Annotated in this window: 16 protein-coding genes and 1 pseudogene; 15 read left to right on the top strand and 2 right to left on the bottom strand. The window is 53.4% G+C overall.

What is annotated here, in order from left to right; all coding sequences use genetic code 11:
* Positions 1-10: 10 nt before the first annotated feature.
* From NSJP_RS18425 to NSJP_RS18365, 14 genes are all read left to right on the top strand, one after another.
* Entirely contained in the window at positions 11-1,015 is a 1,005-nt protein-coding gene (locus NSJP_RS18425; protein WP_231989434.1) for a glycosyltransferase, read from the top strand.
* Between the two features lie 93 nt (positions 1,016-1,108).
* Positions 1,109-1,507 (top strand): SxtJ family membrane protein, encoded by a 399-nt coding sequence (locus NSJP_RS18420; RefSeq protein ID WP_155970478.1) that lies wholly within the window; start codon positions 1,109-1,111, stop codon positions 1,505-1,507.
* A 42-nt stretch (positions 1,508-1,549) separates the two neighbouring features.
* Positions 1,550-1,702, top strand: a complete 153-nt coding sequence (locus NSJP_RS19565; protein WP_172834468.1) for a DUF5989 family protein — start codon at positions 1,550-1,552, stop codon at positions 1,700-1,702.
* A 138-nt stretch (positions 1,703-1,840) separates the two neighbouring features.
* Positions 1,841-2,878: a polysaccharide deacetylase family protein gene (locus NSJP_RS18415; RefSeq protein WP_080888326.1), complete on the top strand. Its 1,038-nt coding sequence runs from the start codon at positions 1,841-1,843 to the stop codon at positions 2,876-2,878.
* A gap of 98 nt (positions 2,879-2,976) precedes the next feature.
* Positions 2,977-4,134 (top strand): carboxylate--amine ligase, encoded by a 1,158-nt coding sequence (locus tag NSJP_RS18410; RefSeq protein WP_172834467.1) that lies wholly within the window; start codon positions 2,977-2,979, stop codon positions 4,132-4,134.
* Complete coding sequence (locus NSJP_RS20235) at positions 4,131-4,739, top strand: low molecular weight protein-tyrosine-phosphatase (RefSeq protein ID WP_080888324.1); 609 nt, start codon at positions 4,131-4,133, stop codon at positions 4,737-4,739. The genes NSJP_RS18410 and NSJP_RS20235 overlap by 4 nt, the downstream gene beginning before the upstream one ends.
* 237 nt (positions 4,740-4,976) lie before the next feature.
* Complete coding sequence (locus NSJP_RS18400; protein WP_172834465.1) at positions 4,977-5,858, top strand: class I SAM-dependent methyltransferase; 882 nt, start codon at positions 4,977-4,979, stop codon at positions 5,856-5,858.
* Positions 5,859-5,920: 62 nt separating this feature from the next.
* Entirely contained in the window at positions 5,921-7,042 is a 1,122-nt protein-coding gene (locus tag NSJP_RS18395; protein WP_080888322.1) for a glycosyltransferase, read from the top strand.
* Positions 7,043-7,200: 158 nt separating this feature from the next.
* Complete coding sequence (locus NSJP_RS18390; protein WP_172834463.1) at positions 7,201-8,442, top strand: O-antigen ligase family protein; 1,242 nt, start codon at positions 7,201-7,203, stop codon at positions 8,440-8,442.
* Positions 8,443-8,582: 140 nt separating this feature from the next.
* Complete coding sequence (locus tag NSJP_RS18385) at positions 8,583-9,716, top strand: glycosyltransferase family 4 protein (RefSeq protein WP_080888320.1); 1,134 nt, start codon at positions 8,583-8,585, stop codon at positions 9,714-9,716.
* Entirely contained in the window at positions 9,713-11,758 is a 2,046-nt protein-coding gene (locus NSJP_RS18380) for a Gfo/Idh/MocA family oxidoreductase (RefSeq protein ID WP_080888319.1), read from the top strand. The genes NSJP_RS18385 and NSJP_RS18380 overlap by 4 nt, the downstream gene beginning before the upstream one ends.
* Positions 11,759-11,771: 13 nt before the next feature.
* Complete coding sequence (locus NSJP_RS18375; RefSeq protein ID WP_172834461.1) at positions 11,772-12,974, top strand: glycosyltransferase family 2 protein; 1,203 nt, start codon at positions 11,772-11,774, stop codon at positions 12,972-12,974.
* A gap of 25 nt (positions 12,975-12,999) precedes the next feature.
* Entirely contained in the window at positions 13,000-14,919 is a 1,920-nt protein-coding gene (asnB, locus tag NSJP_RS18370) for an asparagine synthase (glutamine-hydrolyzing) (RefSeq protein ID WP_172834460.1), read from the top strand.
* Between the two features lie 20 nt (positions 14,920-14,939).
* Positions 14,940-16,016 (top strand): acyltransferase family protein, encoded by a 1,077-nt coding sequence (locus NSJP_RS18365; protein ID WP_172834459.1) that lies wholly within the window; start codon positions 14,940-14,942, stop codon positions 16,014-16,016.
* Between the two features lie 46 nt (positions 16,017-16,062).
* On the opposite strand, the gene NSJP_RS18360 is transcribed toward NSJP_RS18365, so the two are convergent.
* Positions 16,063-16,944, bottom strand: a complete 882-nt coding sequence (locus tag NSJP_RS18360) for a methyltransferase domain-containing protein (RefSeq protein ID WP_172834458.1) — start codon at positions 16,942-16,944, stop codon at positions 16,063-16,065.
* A 496-nt stretch (positions 16,945-17,440) separates the two neighbouring features.
* Here NSJP_RS18360 and NSJP_RS20230 point away from each other — a divergent pair, with 496 nt between their 5' ends.
* Positions 17,441-17,569, top strand: a complete 129-nt coding sequence (locus NSJP_RS20230; RefSeq protein ID WP_080888666.1) for a transposase — start codon at positions 17,441-17,443, stop codon at positions 17,567-17,569.
* Positions 17,570-17,823: 254 nt separating this feature from the next.
* Here the strand turns inward: NSJP_RS20230 and NSJP_RS18350 are convergent.
* Positions 17,824-18,941 (bottom strand): annotated as a pseudogene (locus NSJP_RS18350) (IS3 family transposase).
* Positions 18,942-19,067: the final 126 nt, after the last annotated feature.

Here is a 19,067-nt window from a genome sequence, read left to right as displayed (position 1 = left end):
TAGGCCGACCGTGGCAGTCATCATTACCGCCTATAATGAAGAGAAACGGATTCGCGAGAAATTGGAGAATACTCTCAAGTTGGAGTATCCGAGAGAGAAGCTCGAATTGATCGTCGCGTCCGATTGTTCTACCGACGCGACCGACGATATCGTTCGGTCGTTCGCTTCTTCCGGAATTAGACTGGTTCGCTCCAATGTCAAAGGCGGGAAAGAAGCGGCGCAAAAGCTCGCGGTCGAATCTACGATCGGAGATGTCTTGGTATTTTCCGATACAGCCACCATACTTGAGCCTACGGCCATTAGCGAGATCGTCAACAATTTTTCGGATGGGACCGTCGGATGCGTGAGCAGCGTCGATCGATTTATCGATACCGACGGGGTCGTCAGCGGGGAAGGGGCCTATGTCCGATACGAAATGGCCTTGCGGAGCCTGGAGTCCAGGGTCAATACTCTGGTCGGCCTCAGCGGCTCGTTTTTTTCCGCACGGCGTGAGGTGTGTCGAAGCTGGGCACCCGATTTACAAAGTGACTTCAATACATTGCTGAACAGCATTCGACTAGGTCTACGGGGTGTCGCCGATCCGGATAGCATCGGGTATTATAAGAACCTTGCCGATCAAAAGAAGGAATACGAGCGGAAGGTCCGGACCGTCGTACGAGGAATTTCGGTATTCATGCGAAGCTTACCGTTGCTCAATCCGATGCGGTATCACTTATTTGCCTGGCAGTTATTGAGCCATAAGTTGTGTCGGTGGTTGGTTCCCTTTGCCATGATCGGTGCGCTGGTTTCGAACCTCGTCCTGGCCGCATCATCACCCTTCTATCAGGCCACGTTGCTGGTCCAGGTGCTGTTTTATGTTCTGGCCTGTCTCTATCTGCTTACGCAGCAATTGCCCAATATCGGAGTTTTACGTATCCCCTCATTTTTCGTCATGGTCAATATTTCGATTCTTGACGCGTGGATACGCTATCTTCGAGGTGAGCGCATCGTGTCCTGGAGTCCCTCGAAGAGGTAAAGACAAGTCCAAAGAGCTTGGATCATAATATGAACGGTGTGGATGCGTCTGGAGAGTCAGGCTCTTCAGACAGACGAAAAGATAAGGATATTTATGGAGCGCGAAGAGATTAGCAAGGCGGTATTGCGACAATTCGGGCTGCTAGTGGGTGGAGTGTTTCTTCTGATCGGGTTATTCCCGTTTGTGTGGAGGCAGGATCCGGTACGTGTGTGGGCAGTGGGATTGGGAACGCTCTTGGCCGCGACAGGATTGGTGGCGCCCGGCCTCCTGCGGGAGCCGTATCGTGGGTGGATGCTAATTGGACATGTTCTGGGATGGATCAATACTCGAATTATCCTGGGTGTGTTGTTTTATGGCATCATCACTCCGATGGGCGTGATCATGAAGCTTACAGGTCGGGACCCGATGAGGAGAGGTTTTGACCCGGGCGCGACGACATATCGCGTGACACGTCCGCCCAGGCCGGCTACGCATATGAAGAACATGTTCTAACTTTACGATGGCAACACGCTGATATTAGTAGGAGGATGATTCATGGGAGAGTTTCTTCAGGAATTATGGGCATTCATGCGAGAGCGGAAGAAGTTCTGGCTTCTCCCGATTATCTTGGTCCTCGTGTTATTGGGGAGTCTCATCGTCCTCACGCAAGGATCGGCCGTTGCGCCATTCATCTATACGCTGTTCTAGTCAGGAGCAATCCGCCAAGGGATAGACACCGCTGCTACGCGGGTCTGTCCCTTTGTTTGAAGGGTATTGTCCCGTTCGGTCCTGCTTCCCGCCGCTTTTTCAGACATACCGCAGCAAGGAGTCGACGTGTTAGCAGGGGTGAAGACAGCCACATGGAAACTGCTGGCAGATGTCTATTACTACTCAGGACTGGCGCAGGTTCGGAATCGAGGTCGGGTGGCTATCCTCACCTATCATCGTGTGGTGTCCAGCGACATGGTTCGTGCCGAGCATATTCAGCCGGGGATGTATGTTCAATCCGAAACCTTCGAGGCGCATGCGGCGTATCTTCACGAGCGGTTCGTTGTATTGCCGTTTGCGGAACTGCTTGAACAATGGCGCACAGGTGAATTGGATTCCAGCAAGCGGTACTGCGCGATTACGTTCGATGACGGCTGGTACGACAATTATCGATATGCTTTTCCGATCCTGAAGAAATACAACCTTCCAGCCACGATTTTTCTTGCCACGGATTATATCGGCACGTCGCGATGGTTCTGGCCTGACGAACTCGCGTATATAGTTGGAGATGCGCGAAAGCGGATGGCGGAGAAGGAATTCGCGGAGGCGCTGTCCAGCGCGTTGGTGGAAACGTCGCCTGCTGCTGGGACTACGATGCCGGTCCCTTCTCTGTCGATTGAATCCAGGGGAGAGATTGATTCCGACTGGCTAATCGAACAATGCAAGCATCTTCCTTCTGGCACCATTGCCGGGTTTGTCCATCGGTTGAGTCAGATTCTGGGAGTGAGAGTGCCGAATCTTCGTGTATTGTTGGATTGGAATGAAGTGAAGGAAATGGCGGGACACAATATTGCGTTCGGCGCGCATTCCTGTTCCCACAGGATTCTGACCAACATTCCGCTTGCCGAAGTCGAGGATGAATTGATCAAATCCCATGAGGCACTGCTGGGACACGACCTTACGCCAGTTCCCGTGTTTTGTTATCCCAATGGAAATTTTGACCGTGAGATTCAGCGACTCACAAGAGCTACCGGTTATCTTGGAGCTGTTGGCTGCGAAATCGGACTGGAGGACAGAAGGCCACAGGATGTCTTTGCGCTTAAGCGAATCAGCGTGCACGAGGATACCGCCGCATCAGATCCACTGTTTGCGCTGACATTGTCCGGACTGCGGTGAGAGGTGACGGATTAGCCATGGAGACCAGTATCGCAAGTTCGATAGGCTCCAAGGGCTGCGTCCTCGTTACGGATGGTGATGAGAGGTCTGCGTTGGCCGTGACGAGAGGTCTTGGACAAGCGGGGATTCCGGTCGTGGTCGGAGCCGAGACCGACTCATCACTGGCTGGTGCATCGCGATATTGCGTGAGTCGGTGGCGATATCCTTCTCCGCTTACCAATCCCATGCAGTTCATCTCAAGTCTGGCCGAGGCCATCAGGCAGTTGAATATCTCGGCCGTCATGCCGGTTACCGATGCGTCAATGCAGGCAGTTACCGAATACCGGGAACGCTTAGGACTGTCGAAAACCCACGGACTTCCGTCTTGGGAAAGTTACAATTCGGTGTCTGACAAGTATGGGCTGTGTCACTTGGCTGTGGAATTGGGAGTGCCCATTCCGTCCACCATTTTTGTCGAGCAGGGGGTTCCGCCTGCGGACACAGAAGTTCTTGGCGATTATCCGCTCATCGTTAAGCCGAGGCGGTCGCTGATGTCGGTGAACGGGCACTGGGCCAGAACCAGCGTGCATCGGGTTGGAAGTCGGGAGGAACTCAATCAGCTGTATCGAACCGTTCCCTATCTTCGTGAGCCTTCTCTGATTCAGAAATGTATCGAAGGGGAAGGCCAGGGCGTATTCGCGCTCTGCAATGCCGGTGACCCGGTCGCGCTTTTTGCCCATCGGCGGCTTCGAGAAAAGCCTCCGTCCGGAGGAGTGAGTGTCCTTCGTGAAAGCATAGCGCTTCCCAAAGAGATGACGGATCATGCGGTTCGATTGCTGAAGAAAGTTGGATGGCATGGCGTCGCGATGGTAGAGTTTAAGGTCGAACATGGAACCGGTATTCCAAACCTAATGGAAATCAATGGACGATTTTGGGGGTCTCTACAATTGGCGCTGGATGCGGGTCTGAATCTCCCCAACCTTCTGTATCGACTGGCTGTCCAGCATCCTGTTGCGATGCCCGCATCCACCTATAGGACGGGTGTAAGGTCGCGATGGCTTCTGGGTGATCTCGATCACCTGCTAATGAGAACTTTCAAATCCGATGAGGCACTCAGACTTCCTTCTGGATATCCCTCAAGGCTCCGCAGTACGACAGAATTCGTTCATTTTTGGCAGAAGGACCTCTACTACGAGATCGAGCGGTGGGATGATCTTGGCCCAGCCAGGTATGAACTGCAGAAGTACATCAGGCATCTGGTAAAGGGACATTCATGAGCGCGACAGGGGTAGCCTGGTTCAAACGGGGTATTCAGAGTTATTTCCATGGTTTGCGTGAAGCGGGACGGCACACATACCGGAACCTCAGGATTCTTCGCGTCTTCTCCGAACGCATCATGACTCCGAGGGCCTTGCCCCACCCTGTTCGGAACGTGTTGTTCGTCTGTGCGAGGAATCTATGCCGCAGCCCTTTGGCTGAAGCGTATTTCCGCGATAAGGCCAGGAAAGAAAGCGTGCTGATTTCCGTCAGTTCTGCCGGAATCGAGACCCTTCCAGGGAGGCCCGCACACAGTCTGGCAAGAGAAGTGGCTGGTCAATTCGGAGTTTCTCTGGAGAGTCATGCCGCCAAGCAGCTATACCAAAAGTTGCTCGACCAGTCGGACTTGATCTTAGTTATGGAAATGTCCCAAAGGGAGCGTCTCGCAAGACTTTACCCTCGCGAGCGGCAGAAGATCTTTGTGCTTGGCCGGTTCTGCAGCACAGGCCCGCTCGATATTGCGGACCCTCACCGCGGAAGTCGAGAGGATTTTCGGATCTGTTTTGAACGAATCAAGGATTCATGCGATCGTTTGATTGAGAAACTGACGCAAGCAAGGGAATAGCACGCGGTTGCAGCCTCCGTAATGGAAAGGAACGACATGCATACGAGTCAGAAGTGCGACAGCCGGTCTGCCGTAGCGGACTACATTGCTTTTTGTTGTCCTGAATGCAAGGGGACTCTCTCCAAGCGTCCGAATGCATACCATTGTGAGGCGTGCAATCGGAACTATCCAATCCAAGATGGCATTGGGTGTTTTTCCGACCTGGCCACGTATCACGGTGAAGTGCCGAAGCCGTTGATGGCTACCATCCTCAAAGACTCCGAACGGTTGGGGTACAAGAAGGCGTTTCAGCAACATATCCAAGATCCATTCATTTACAAGTACGTGGATGACGAAAGCCGTTCGTTGTGGATCAGCATCATTCCTCACGGTCAGGAATCGACGTTTCTGGACGTCGGCTGCGGGTGGGGAACGAATGCGGCTCCGATTTCTCAGGAAGTCGGCGCAGTCGTCGCCTTGGATGCGACCTTTGAACGGGTCAAGTTCGTCCAGATTCGTTGCCGGCAGGATAAGAAATTCAACGTAACACCGGTTCTGGGTTCGGCCATCAAACTGCCGCTCCCTGATAACAGCGTAGACGTCGTGGCTTTCAATGGAGTCTTGGAATGGTTGGGCGGCATCGATACCTCGAGAAATCCAGTTGAACTTCAACAACTCGCGTTGCGGGAAGCCAGGAGGGTGCTCAAGGCAGGCGGACATGTTTATATCGGGATCGAGAACCGGTTTAGTCTTCGTTATATGTTGGGTGATCAAGATGACCATAGTTTCCTGCGATTTACCAGTTTGATGCCACGAGTCATTGCCAACGTCTATTGTCGCTTGAGAACGGGCGGACCGTACTTCACGTACACGCATTCATTGAGCGAATATCATCGGCTTATTCGGGAAGCGGGATTCTCCAAAGTGAAGTCCTACTTTCCCTGGCCGGACTATCGCAACCCCACCGCTATCGTTACTCTTGGGCGAGAACCGGTGGCTGAACAGTTATCGGCCATCCTCAACGGCGGGGTGAAGCCATCGTTCAGACAACGAATCTACCTCTCGCTGCTGAAATTCCTTACGTCGTTCGAAGGGAAAGGGCGGCTCTGCCACTCTTTTTGTTTTGTCGCAAGTAAATAGCCGGAAGTGCATATGCCCTCGTATTGCGCTCAGACACGCCCCTCACAACCCCAGTCGAGCGAATGACCAACCCGCCTGGACAGAGATCCATTCTCCTTCTTTCCACGAGCAGCGGACCAGGAGGCGCAGAACGAATGATCAGCGGCCTAGCCGCATTGCTGATCTCATCGGGGTTCCGTGTCATGGTTGGCCTGTTCAGACCTGGTTGGCTGCAGGAACAGTGTCAGCATAGAAAGATCTCTGTCCATGTTCTGCCACTGAGTGGAATCGCCGGCTGGAGATGGTTTGTGGCGTGTCTCAAACTCGTTCGAACACAGCGGATCGATCTCATCCATGCCCATGAGTTCAGCGCGATTGTGTGTGGGTGGGTCATCGCTCGGCTAGCGGGTATTCCTTTCGTGGGGACCGTGCATGGAAAGAACTACTTTTGGGAACGAGCCCGGAGACGACTGGCATATCGCGTCATTAGCGGATCCGGTCGACTTGTCGCCGTGTCTCAGGATCTCAGGCAGTTCGTCATGGAGAAAGTCGGCCTCTCAAGCGAAAGGATTGACCTCATCTACAACGGCGTGGAATCCGGTGCGCGCGTTTCTAATGATGAAGCGCGTCAGGCCAGGGCGGAACTCGGCCTCGCCCCCGACAATGTCGTGATCGGAGCCATAGGAAGTCTCTATCCGGTAAAAGGACATCAGTTTCTCTTGGAGGCCATGCCGGCCGTCCTGGTTCGCTATCCCCATACAGTGCTCTTGGTAATGGGACGGGGCGAATTGGAGGATACATTGAAGGAGCAGGCCAAACGATTGGGCCTGGAGGGATCAGTTCGATTTTTGGGAATGCGGAACGATATTCCAAAGCTGTTGGGTACTCTGGACGTATTTGTCTTGCCGTCCTTATCGGAAGGGCTTTCGCTGGCGCTTCTCGAAGCCATGGCTGCCGGTATTCCTGCCGTTGCGACCAAGGTGGGCGGCAATGCGGAACTCGTTGTGGAGGGGGAAACGGGGGTTCTGGTACCGTCGCAAGACGCCGCTGCTCTTTCAAAGGCTCTGTGCAGCTTACTGGATAACAGGGAAACGCGTGAACGATTCGGCCGGAGTGCAGTGGCAAGAGTGGAACAACGATTCAGTGCCGGGCTGATGGCGAAGAATTACCAGCGTCTCTATATGCGAGTGTTGAACAGTTACTGAATACCTTCCAAATGTCTGGAACTTTATTGGCATATGGGCCTGATGGGTTCAGGGAGTCGGCCTCGGCTACCGCTTGGCGACCTCCGGCCGCCTTTCCTAGGGGGAGCGTCGCCAAAGCTCCTGACAGCAAAGTCGGATTCTATCTGGTGGTCCTCTACATGCTTTTCGAATTCGGGCGTCCTCAAGACATTCTTCCCGGTATCAAGGGGATTCCATTTGGAACGGGCATATCAGCACTCATACTGCTCAAAGTGCTTCAGTCTGGGAAACTCAACTTCTCTCGACTTCAAACTAGATTGTGGATTCCATTGTTTGTAGTAATGGCGATTCACGTTCCACTCGCCGTAAATAATTTTTGGGCGCTCATGACGTTTAAGGACATGTTTTTGCTTTTCTGTGTCTACCTTGGTGTTATCACTTTTGTTGACACAGTGGGAAAAATGATGACCTTGATGAAGTTCTGGATGGCGATCCACGTCTTGTTGGCGGCAATGGGAATCGCCAAAGGAGGAATTGGAATCGGAGCGTGGATGGCTGATGAGAACGATTTCTGTATGGTCATGAATATGGCTGCGCCATTTGGGTACTTCTTGATGTTTTCTGCAAACAACATGGCTCAAAAGCTGAAGTATCTGGGATGCCTTGGCGCGTTCCTTCTCGCGGCGATGGCGAGTTTATCACGAGGAGGATTTATTGGACTCGCTTCCGTCGGTTCCTATTGCTGGTATCGATCACCCAAAAAGATGAATGCTCTGGTCGTCCTGCTAGTTGCGATAGTTTTCATGGTGCTGCTAGCCCCAGAAACTTATTGGGATGAGATCGCTTCATCGACCAGCGATGAGACGATTGACAAGGGCACAGGGGCGGAGCGTCTCTACACCTGGGGTATTGGGATGGAAATGTTTCTTCATAATCCTATCATCGGGATAGGTCAAAGCAATTTTCCTTGGACGTTTGATTCATATCAGGAAGGCCGCACCTTTCAAGGCAGGTCTATTGCGGGACGGCAGGCTCATTCTGCCTGGGTCACGTTGATTGCGGAATTGGGCATTGCCGGAATTGTCATCATTGGGATGATGTTGTTGCAATGCTATCGAGATCTCAAGCTGGTTCGTACAAGATTTGCTCCTCCGAATTCTCGACTCAAGCATGGGGTTACGGTGCATCCTGGCGAGGATGTTCGAGTCTATTTTGCTCGTGCTATGGAAGGAAGCCTGATTGGGTTCATCGTCAGTGGAGTTTTTATTTCAATCCTATGGTATCCAAGTTTGTGGATTATGATGTCCTTCGTGGTAGCCTTGCGCAATATTGCCGACAATGACCAGGGAGCTCAGGTTGCGCCTCCAGACCCAGTTCCTGTTTCCCGGAGATTGCCATTCCTAACCACGGCCAGGGGCTGAGGATGTCATATCGCTGTCATCTTCCGCTTCGCCTGCCAAGATGCTCTACGGTATGTTCCCCAGGCCTATTCCTTCCCACCCGTTATCTCTTGAACCATGATCGAGAAGGCTTCTGAAAAACAGCCAAGGAAGCGTGCGCCATGAAGGGGTGCGCTCGTATCTGCCATGTGGCAGTAGCAGATTTATGGGCGGGGGCGGAAGTTCAACTTAAAGTATTGTTGTCTCAGCTTGCAAGAATGCAGGGATTTGAACATACCGTCATTCTGTTCAATGAGGGAAGGCTTGAACAGGAAATTCGGAGGCTTGGTGTCGATGTGAAGGTATTTCCGGAGCAGCGATGGAGTGGCAGCAAACTATTTCGAGAGCTGATGAAAGAGTTCAAGGCCGGACAATACAAGATCGTTCATACTCACAAGTATAAGGATACGATTCTCGCAGCTCCTGCATCGAGGATGGCAGGAATTCCGTATGTGGTTCGGACGGTACACGGGCTTCGTGAGCCCTTTCATGGACTTCAGTCCCTAAAGATGAATATCTATGAATGCATCGAACGCAGGGTCCATCAGCATTGTGTCGATGCCATAATCGCGGTATCCCCTCAGATTGAGGATAGACTGAAGTGCGAGTGCGGTGTCGAAAGGGTTGTGTGCGTGAAAAACGGTCTTGATCTTGAGACGTTCCCATCGCCGATCCATCGAGACCGCAAGCGGGCAGAATTGGGGATTGACACAAATACATGTCTTATTGGTGCAGTCGGCAGGCTGACTCCGGTCAAGGGACTCGAGTATCTTTTACGCGCTGCAAGGATTCTCGTGAGTCGGCAATGTCGGGTGCAAATTGCTATTGTAGGGGACGGAAGCTTGAGAGAGGCACTCGAACAGCAGGCGCGGGACTTGGGAATAGTTGAAAACATTGTTTTTCTTGGGCATCGAGAAGATACTCAGGAATTGATGTTTGCGCTGGATATTTTCGCTCTTCCGTCACTGAGTGAAGGCATTCCCATGGCTTTGCTCGAGGCCATGGCAGCAGGGCGGGCCATTGTGGCGAGTCGGGTGGGGGGGATCCCGGAAGTCATTCGAGACGGAGTTGAGGGGTATTTGGTCGAGCCAAAAGATGTACAGGGGTTTGCCGACAGGTGTCTGCAGCTGATCGAATCCTCCGATTTAGCCAGTCGTCTGAGTTTGTCGGCGAGGAGGCGTGTCGAACAGAACTTTTCAGCGCAAGGGATGGCGCGGCAGGTTACGTCACTCTACGATGAATTGATCAAGGCATGAGGCGATCTGTGATTGAGCATAATCCATCAGGTCGACAGGGAAATGAATTGCGAGTGGCGCTCATCGGTGCAGGTCGGCATGCTCAGCACCATGCTCGAGCGATCCTGAGGTGTCCCGGCGCCAAGCTGGTTGCGGTTGCGGATCCTTCGGACTCTGCTCAGTCGGCTATGAGGGGAATTGTATCCGATGTGAAAGGTTATGGAACACCTGAAGGAATGCTGGCGGCTGAGCGGTTCGATGTGGTTCACATTTGTACGCCTCCGGCATCTCACGCATCCTTGGCGCGAATGGCGTTGACTGCTGGATCCCATATTTACGTCGAGAAGCCATTTACAGAACGGACGGAGGATGCACAACGGATACTCGAAGAGGCACAGGCCAAGAAACTGCTCGTCTGTGCCGGTCACCAGCTTCTCTATGAGGGTCCTACTACGGTCCTCGAACAATATCTACCTTCGATCGGCGAGGTGGCTCACATAGAGAGTTATTTCTCGTTTCGAACCGTCCGACATGCTCCCGGAGGGCGAAAAGTGCTGCGGGCCGACCATCAACTGCTCGATATCCTGCCGCATCCCGTCTACATGATGCTGCACGTATTGGAACGTGCCGTGAGGGGACAGACGGCACTCGTCTCACTGGAGGTAAATCAGGCTGGAACCGTTCACGCGCTCATACGACGAGGGAGTGTGACCGGAACGTTGGTTGTGACGCTTGAGGGCCGTCCTGTCGAAAGCTACTTGCGAGTTGTAGGAAAGAACGGATCGATTTTTTCCGATTATGTCAGAAGTACGACTCAGCGGGCGATCGGTCCAGGTTCTTCGGGCATCGATAAGCTGCTGGCTCCCTACCGGCAGGCATGGCAACTCTTGGCAGGAACGACTGCCTCGATGGCACGCCGCTTCTTCAAGCAGCAACGGAGCTACCCAGGACTTGCCGAACTCTTTTCGGCGTTCTATCAGGCTGTCCGCTCAAACGCGCCGTCCCCGCTATCTCCGGAGATCTTGCTGGAAACGGTCCGCATTTGTGAAAGAGTTGCGGAGGACCTCAAACGAGCTGAAATGCGTGCACTGGCGGCCGCAGCGCCGAGATCCGTCGAGAGTCACGGTGTGCTGTTGACAGGCGGGACAGGATTTTTGGGCAGGTCCGTGGCGCAGGCGCTGTTGGTGCGTGGGCGACCCATCCGCATCGTCGCGCGCCGTGAACCGTCGCCGTGGGAACGTATTGGTGGAGTCGAGTATGTCGTCTCGGACGTTTCACACGGGGCCGATGCGCAGCTCTTCAAAGGAATCGACACCGTCATCCATGCGGCTGCCGAAACCGCCGGAGGGTGGGAGGAGCACCAACGGAACTCCCTTGATGCGACGGCGAACATGCTCAAAGGCTCAGCGGGAGCCGGTGTTAAGCAATTTATCCAGGTGAGCAGTCTGGCTGTCCTAGCGCAGGGCAAAGGGGACCCCATAGGCGACTCGCATCCCTTGGAACCGAACAGCAGAGGCTCTGGTCCATACGTGTGGGGAAAGTTGGAATCGGAGCGGCTTGCAATGGCTCTGGGGCAGGAATTAGGAGTGTCGGTCAAGATTGTCAGACCAGGTGCGCTGGTTGACTATAGTCAGTTTGACCCACCAGGCCGACTTGGCAAACGATTGGGAAATGTCTTTGTGGCCGTGGGGTCATCGAGCGATAGGCTTGGCGTGGTCGATGTAGAATTTGCCGGTCGATTTCTGGCATGGATGACTGATCATTGGCAAGATTCGCCCAGCCACTTGAATCTTCTCGATCCGGTTCTCCCCACAAAACGGGAGCTCCTCGAACAGCTTCGAAGGATGAACCCAGACCTCACGGTGCTCTGGCTTCCGAGGATCGTGCTACTTCCGCTTTCGTGGTGCGCCACCCTGGCGCAGAAGCTTCTTCGTCCGGGGAAGCCGGCGATCAATCTGGCCAAGGTCTTTAGCGTATTGCAATACGACACTGCGACGGTTGCTCTTTTAGCGAAGCAAGTAAATGGTGCTACTGGCCAGAAGGATGCCCACGAAGGCTCATAGTCTTGTGCCCTCTATGAATACCGTACTGGCTATCTTACTGATCCTCATCCTTATTCCTCTTAGCGCCCTTCTCTTGTATCAATGGTTTCTTGCTGTGGCCTCTTTCTTTTTCCGTTCCCCAGCCGCTTCCGCTCGAACTGCGAAGAGTCACTTTGTGATTCTCATCCCGGCTCACGATGAGGAGGTGGGGATTGGAAGTTCGTTGGAGAGCATAGGGCGACTCAACTACTCATCGACTCACTATCACGTTGTAGTCGTCGCGGATCGCTGTACTGATGATACCGCCACCATCGCTAGAAAAATGGGAGCGCAGTGTTTTGAAAGGTCCGACGGCCAGTCGGGGAAGGGGGCAGCCCTGGCTTGGGGGATCCAACAAGCCAGAAATGCAAACATACCATTTGACGCGGTGGTGATTGTGGATGCGGACACAGTGGTGGATCGGAACCTTCTCTCCGCATTTGACGAAAAACTGGAGTCTGGGCATGAGGTTCAGCAAGGCTACAACTACCTGTCCAACCCTTGGTCCACCCCATTCACCAGGATCATCGCTGTGACCAGCACTTTGAGAAACGGGCGCTACTACACAGGAAAGACCGTGTTGGGGATTCCAGGCATGCTGACCGGAACGGGGATGTGTATCAGCGCGGAAGTCCTAAACAGGCATGGTTGGACTGCTTTTTCAGTCGGGGAAGATTGGGAATTTTCAGTTCAACTCTTGCTGGCTGGAGATTCGATTTACTTTAATCCTGCGGCAAGAGCGTTTGCGCGGGAATCTCAAGGGCTCAAACAGGCTTCGCGTCAACGGTTGAGGTGGGCGAGTGGACGGTATGCTATCATGGGAGAAAAGTTGTGGGCTCTCATTTCGACAGGGGTGAGAAACAGATCATACTCGCTCGTAGACGAAGCCGTTACGCTTCTTGCCCCAAATTATTCAAGTCAAGCATCTCTCGCACTCTTGTGTCTTGTTGGCAGCTGGTTGGTCGCGTCGGATCCTTTGTGGACATTTGTATGGTACTGGTCAATAGGCGCATTTATCACAATCGCAGGATACTTCGTGCTGGGAGTGCTGTCGACAGAAGCTCCTGGGAAAGCACTGGCCGGATTGGCATTGGTACCAATCTTTCTGCCATGGCGGATGACCATTGAGTTGCTTGGCATGATGGGATATGGCCGGCGCCACTGGGGGCGGATGTCGAGAGGTAAAGTCTCCTCTTAGTACCTCATTCAGAAAGAGAAGATCCATGTGTGGAATTGTGGGGGCCGTTTCCACTGAATTGGGACAAGTTGATCAGCAACTGGTCAGGCGGATGTGTTCATTGATTCGTCGGCGAGGGCCCGACGACGACGGTTTCTTCTTTGATCGGCAGGTTGGTCTCGGTATGCGACGGCTGGCCATCATTGACGTGAATCACGGCAAGCAGCCGGTCTTTAACGAGGACCAGACCGTTGCCGTCGTATTCAACGGAGAAATTTACAATTACAAAGAACTTCGTGCTGAGTTGTTGAAACGAGGTCATACGCTCAGGACGCAGTCTGACACGGAGTGCATCGTCCATCTCTACGAAGATTTCGGTGAAGATTATGTCGTGCATTTGCGAGGAATGTTTGCAATTGCAATATGGGACATGCGGCAGAGAAAACTCGTGTTGGCACGTGACCGGTTCGGCATCAAGCCGCTCTATTATTGGCAGGATCGAGAGAGTCTGTACTTCGGCTCCGAGCTAAAATGCCTATTGGCGGTCGATCGATATGAAAGACGCATGGACGTTCGATCCGCGTCGGATTTCTTCACGTTCAAGTACGTGCCAGGGGCACACACCATCTATCAGGACATCGTCGAATTACCTCCAGGCCATGTCGGTGTCTGGAGGGATGGCGAGTTCACGACGAAGCGGTACTGGCATTTCAAATTTTCTCACGATCAGGCCAAGTCCGTTGACTATTATCGAGAGGGTCTGTTGCATCATCTCGAGGAGGCCGTACGCCTCCATTTGGTGAGTGAAGTCCCATTAGGGTCGTTTTTGAGCGGAGGCGTTGATTCCAGCGCGGTCGTCGCGCTGATGTCCAAGATCTGTCCGGGAAACGTCAAAACATTTACGGTGGGGTTCGGAGACGGACAGCCTGGTACCGATGAGCGTCCTTATGCAAGAACGATTGCCACGATGTTCGGGACCGATCACTCCGAGTGTGTGTATGAGAATCCTCAACAGCAGGTCGAAACCATTCTTCCGTCTATGATCGAAGCCTTCGACGAGCCCTTCGCGGACTCATCGATGATCCCAAACTACCTGATTTGTCAGGCTGCGCGTCAGTGGGTCACCGTGGCGCTCTCGGGCATCGGGGGAGATGAGCTGTTTGCCGGATATGAGCGGTATCGAGGAGCCGTTGCGGCAGAATCCTACGGACGACTGCCTTCCTTCGTGACGGCCGGGATTCGATCTCTGGTTCGATCGGCACCTCGGTTGGATTCATGGGGAATCTGGATAGACCGGATGAAGACATTTGTGGAGGGAGCGCAACTACCTCTGCCGCTTCGATACCAGCAGTATCTTTCTGCGTTCACGGCAACAGGGAAAAATAGCTTGTTCTCCGAGGATTTCCTGAATGCACTCCGGGCGACCAATCGCCCTCCGTTGGACCTGCATCTTCGGAGCGCTGACGGTTACCACGATCCGCTGGAATGGCTTCTCTTGACGGATATGGAGACCTATCTTCCCGACGATGAACTTCGGAAGGCTGACCGTCTTAGCATGTGGCATTCGCTCGAGGTGCGCGTGCCGTTTCTCGATCATAAACTCGTCGAGTTTGTCGCTACCATCCCCTCAAATCTCAAACTCAAAGGGTGGGAAAAGAAGCACATTCTTATTCGGTCCCTGGAGCAGGTGCTGCCGAGATCGATTTTGAATCGGAGAAAGCAAGGGTTTTCAATTCCACTCGACCACTGGTTGCGGGGCCCCCTGCGCGATCTGCTCAGATCACATTTGACGGGTTCGGAACTCAGGGAGCTAGGTCTTTTCAACTCATCAACGATCGAAGTAATGTTGAATGAGCATGATCGAGGGCTTCGCAATCACGAAACGCAATTGTGGACTCTCCTGACATTTGTCCTGTGGCATCGTCTGTACATGCATGGGAGGCAGTCTAACACAGTGCCTGCCTAGTTCTTCCGACTTGACTGCCGGTGACTATTCATTCCACCTCGCAAAAGCAAGCCGACGATTCTTCCAGTATCTTTAATTCCTCTTACCTTCCCGGGTTGGATGGCCTACGGGCCGTCGCCATCCTCACGGTGATCGTCTATCACTTCGGCTTCGGTCAGGTTCCGGGGGACCTTGGCGTGGAGCTGTTCTTTGTCTTGAGCGGATTTCTCATTACCCGGCAGTTATTGAGGGAATTTCGCCAGTCCGGTGCGGTCGATCTTGGCAGGTTTCACCATAGACGGCTCTTGAGGATATTCCCTGCCTATTATGTGTACCTTGCTTTCGCATTCATTGAAGAATGCGCCAGGGGATATTGCTGGACACCGGGTTTGCTTGCTTCAGGCATAGGACACGTCGTTAATTACTATAATGCATTCAACGGCCATCCAAATACGGTTATTGCTCACGCCTGGGCGCTCTCTCTTCAGGAACAGTTTTACATCCTATGGCCGCTGGCACTGATTGTGTTGGTGAGGCGAGGTGGCAGATGGGTGATTGCAGGACTCACCGCCGGTATCTTCGTTGTCGTGCTTTGGCGATGTGCTCTGATCGGAACGATCGGCATCGTCCCAGCGTATCTCTATAATGCATTGGATACAAGATTCGACAGTCTCGCCTTGGGCTGTGTACTTGCCGCCTTGACAGAGTTTCCGGAAGCGGCCGTTCGGGTACAAGCGCTTTCCAAATGGCCATTGATGCCGGTGGGAACGTTGGCAATACTTCTGATGTCCCGCCTCTACGGCTCAGACAGCTATCATTATTCTATCGGGTTCACTGTGGATACATTCCTGCTCACGCTGTTTGTCATGCAGATAGTGCTTCAGCATGGCCATTGGATGTGGACCTGGCTTGATCACCCGGTATCACGATATGTGGGAAAAGTCTCCTATTCACTCTATCTCTGGCATCTTATTGGTTTTGGAGTAGCCAATAGGATGACTCAGTTTCAACCGGTGCTTCAATTGGTTGTCGCCTTGCTGGTGGGCATGGGATTGGCATCCGCCTCGTATTGGCTGATAGAACGTCCGTTCTTGAAAATTAGGGAGAAAAATCAGTAACTCAACCATCTGCGACATGCGCTAGAAAATGATGCAGCCCACCTCACTATTTCTTTATCTTGAAGGTGACTCCAGGTTGTCCGTATAGGATGTATAACCACTCAGGATAGCGGTCTTTGACTCCTCCAATTTTGTGTGCACGTGCTATGCTTGTTTCTCCACGAAGAGCAAAGCTTACTCGCCGCGCCAATGCTCCCGGAAAGCTGAGGAGATAACCCAAGACTTCACGGCGCCAATTTCTCGGCTCGTAAGTCACAGTCCTTAAAGATTCTGTAGCGAAGCCACCTGCTTCGAGCAACACGGGAAGCTCCAACGCAGTGTATTCTCGATTGTGGCGGTCGGCGTAAGAGTTCGTAAACAATGACCACCCAAAAGGATGGCCTCCAAGAAAGAGGTTCACAAGGTTCTGATGCCAGAGAACATTGGGAGTAGATAGGCAAAAGATCCCATTGGTTTCAAGGATTCTGTTGGCTTCTTCAAAGAAATGCATCGGATCACCAGCGAAATGCTCCAATAATTCAAAGCAGATGACACATTGCACACTTCCCGACTTGATAGGGTATGGATCAAGATCTGCATCTGCTACAGCCATTTCTAATTTGAATTTTTCCTTTCTAATCAAATCATATTCAGGGAAGAAACCGTGACCCTCACGTCCTAGTATTGTGATATGTCGATAGCCCAAGTCCAAGTACAAAGGGATCCAGAATACGGTTCCTCCAATATCGACTAAGTGATCGCTTGCGGAACGGGCCTTTGGAATCAATTGCGCTGAAAGAGACATCCGCCATAAATCTTTATCACTGAAGTGGACTCTCAGAGCCTGGGAATCCCAAAAGGAGTCGTTCTTGCCCTTAGGACGAATGCCGGCCAGAATTGTTTCCCTTAAGTTATTTTCTGTAAACAATCCACTTGATCCAGAACCCATGTTTCTTCCTCCCTTAGTCATTTGAACGTCTCACGCGACTCATTAGATTCTCATTCGCGCGGTTGAAGAATGTTGATTGCCTGACGATGGTTCTACTCCGAGCAACGCAAAACCTGAGCAAGTGCTTCCTCAGCTGTCTGGTTGCCCTGATGTAGGCTGCTAAATTCACTCGGGACTAAGTCCCAGAGTCAGCTATGGGGCGTGACGGGTAGTCCACTCGGCACGCTATGACGATGAGGGCATTCTCCACTAGATCACACTGTCGAATATAGTCCAATTGCATGCTGTGCCGATAGACCATAGCTGAACTGTCGCTCTCACTCAATAACCGAGCACCATTCTACTATCTCGCCCTGTAAACTCCTCTGGTCGTCAAAGGAGTGACGACTCCCCCCGGCGAAAACGATGGCAGCTTGAAACGAGAGTAGAATGACGACTTCGGCGGTCCTCTACGAAAGGAGTGGATCGATGAAGCGGTCGAGATTCTCCGAGGAGCATATCGTCTATACCATCCGGCAAGCCGAATCCGGCACCCCCCATTGGGGATGTCTGCCGGCAGTTGGGCGTCACGGAACAAACCTTCTATGCGTGGAAGAAGAAGCATGCTCACCTGGGGGGTGAGTGAGTTGCGCCGACTTCGCCAGTAGAAGAAGAGAACAGCCGGTTAAAACGGCTCGTGGTGGCTCTCTCGCTGGACAAGCATATGGTGTCGGCGGCCCTGCAAAAAAAGTCTCAGGCGTGCACGCCGTCGAGAGCTGGCCGCATGGATTCACGACACGTTTCAGGTCAGTGGCCTGCGGGCCTGTCTGTTAGCAGAATTCAGTCGGGCGGCATGGTATCGGAAGAGCGAAGCCCAGGATGAGACTGTAAGCTCCCCGGTCAACGAGACACGGTCAAGGGAGAACTTCCGCGTTCAAGTTGAGCCCGATAGATGGCCGGCGGCAGGCCCGCCAACGCGTCGTGGGGCCGCTCCTCGTTGTAACTCTGTAACCACTTGGCACTGATCTCGCGCACCTGCTCCAGCGATTCGAACACATAGGCATTCAGGACTTCCGTCCGCTAGGTGCGATTGAACCGTTCGATGAACGCATTCTGATCCGGTTTCCCGGGCGGGATATAGCGCAACTCGATCCCTCGCTCCGCGCACCACGTCAGAAAGCGGTCGGCAATCAGTTCGGGGCCATTGTCGAGCCGCAGGGCCTGCGGCCGTCCGCGCCAGGCGACGACTTGCTCCAACACCCGGATCACACGTTCGGCCGGGAGCGACGTATCAATCTCGATCGCCAAGGCTTCCCGCACCCCTTCATCCAACACGTTCACGGTGCGAAACCGGCGGCCGCCGTAGAGCGTGTCGCTCATGAAATCCACCGCCCACACGGCATTGGGCTGTGGGAGGACGACGAGCGGTTGGCGCAGCCGCATCGGGAGCCGCTTCTTGGTCCGCCGCGGCAGGTTCAGCCGGAGCTGGCAATACACGCGCCAGAGCCGTTTGTGATTCCAGGGTTGCCCATCGAGTCGCAGCCGGGCATAACACTTCCAGAAGCCCCAGCGACTCTTGGCCGCGACGAGGGTCGTGAGGGCCGCGATGACGGGCGCATCCCGCCGGGCCCAGTCCACAACCGGCCGATAGTACGTGGCCCGGCCCAAGCCCATCGCGCGACAGGCCCGCTGAATTGGTAAGCCCGTCACCGTCACGAGATGGGTGACCAGCTCCCGTCGTTCAGCAGGCCTTAGAGCTTTTTTGCGATGACATCCTTCAGTGCCGCATGCTCAAGGGAGAGATCGGCATACATCCGCTTCAGCCGGTTGTTCTCGTGCTCCAATTCCTTCAACCGCTTCACGTCGGAGGCCTCGAGCCCGCCGTACTTGGCTTTCCACTTGTAGTAGGTGGCGGAACTGATGCCGTACTGCCGCCAGATCTCATTGACCGGGCGACCGGCATCGGCCTCTTTCAGAATGGAGACGATTTGGGTGTCGGTGAACTTCGACTGCCGCATGGGAACCTCCTGGCTAAGGTGGCTATTCTGCCAGAAAGTTCTCCTCTCGGCGTGTCTCAGGTGACGGGGAGCTTACAGCAGGCCATCATCGAAGCGTGGCGGCTGGATCATAATTACAACCGTCCA

The sequence above is a fragment of the Nitrospira japonica genome, from assembly GCF_900169565.1.
GTDB lineage: Bacteria > Nitrospirota > Nitrospiria > Nitrospirales > Nitrospiraceae > Nitrospira_C > Nitrospira_C japonica_A.
The sequence above is the reverse complement of the archived record's forward strand: the minus strand, read 5'-3'. Positions and strand labels throughout refer to the sequence as shown.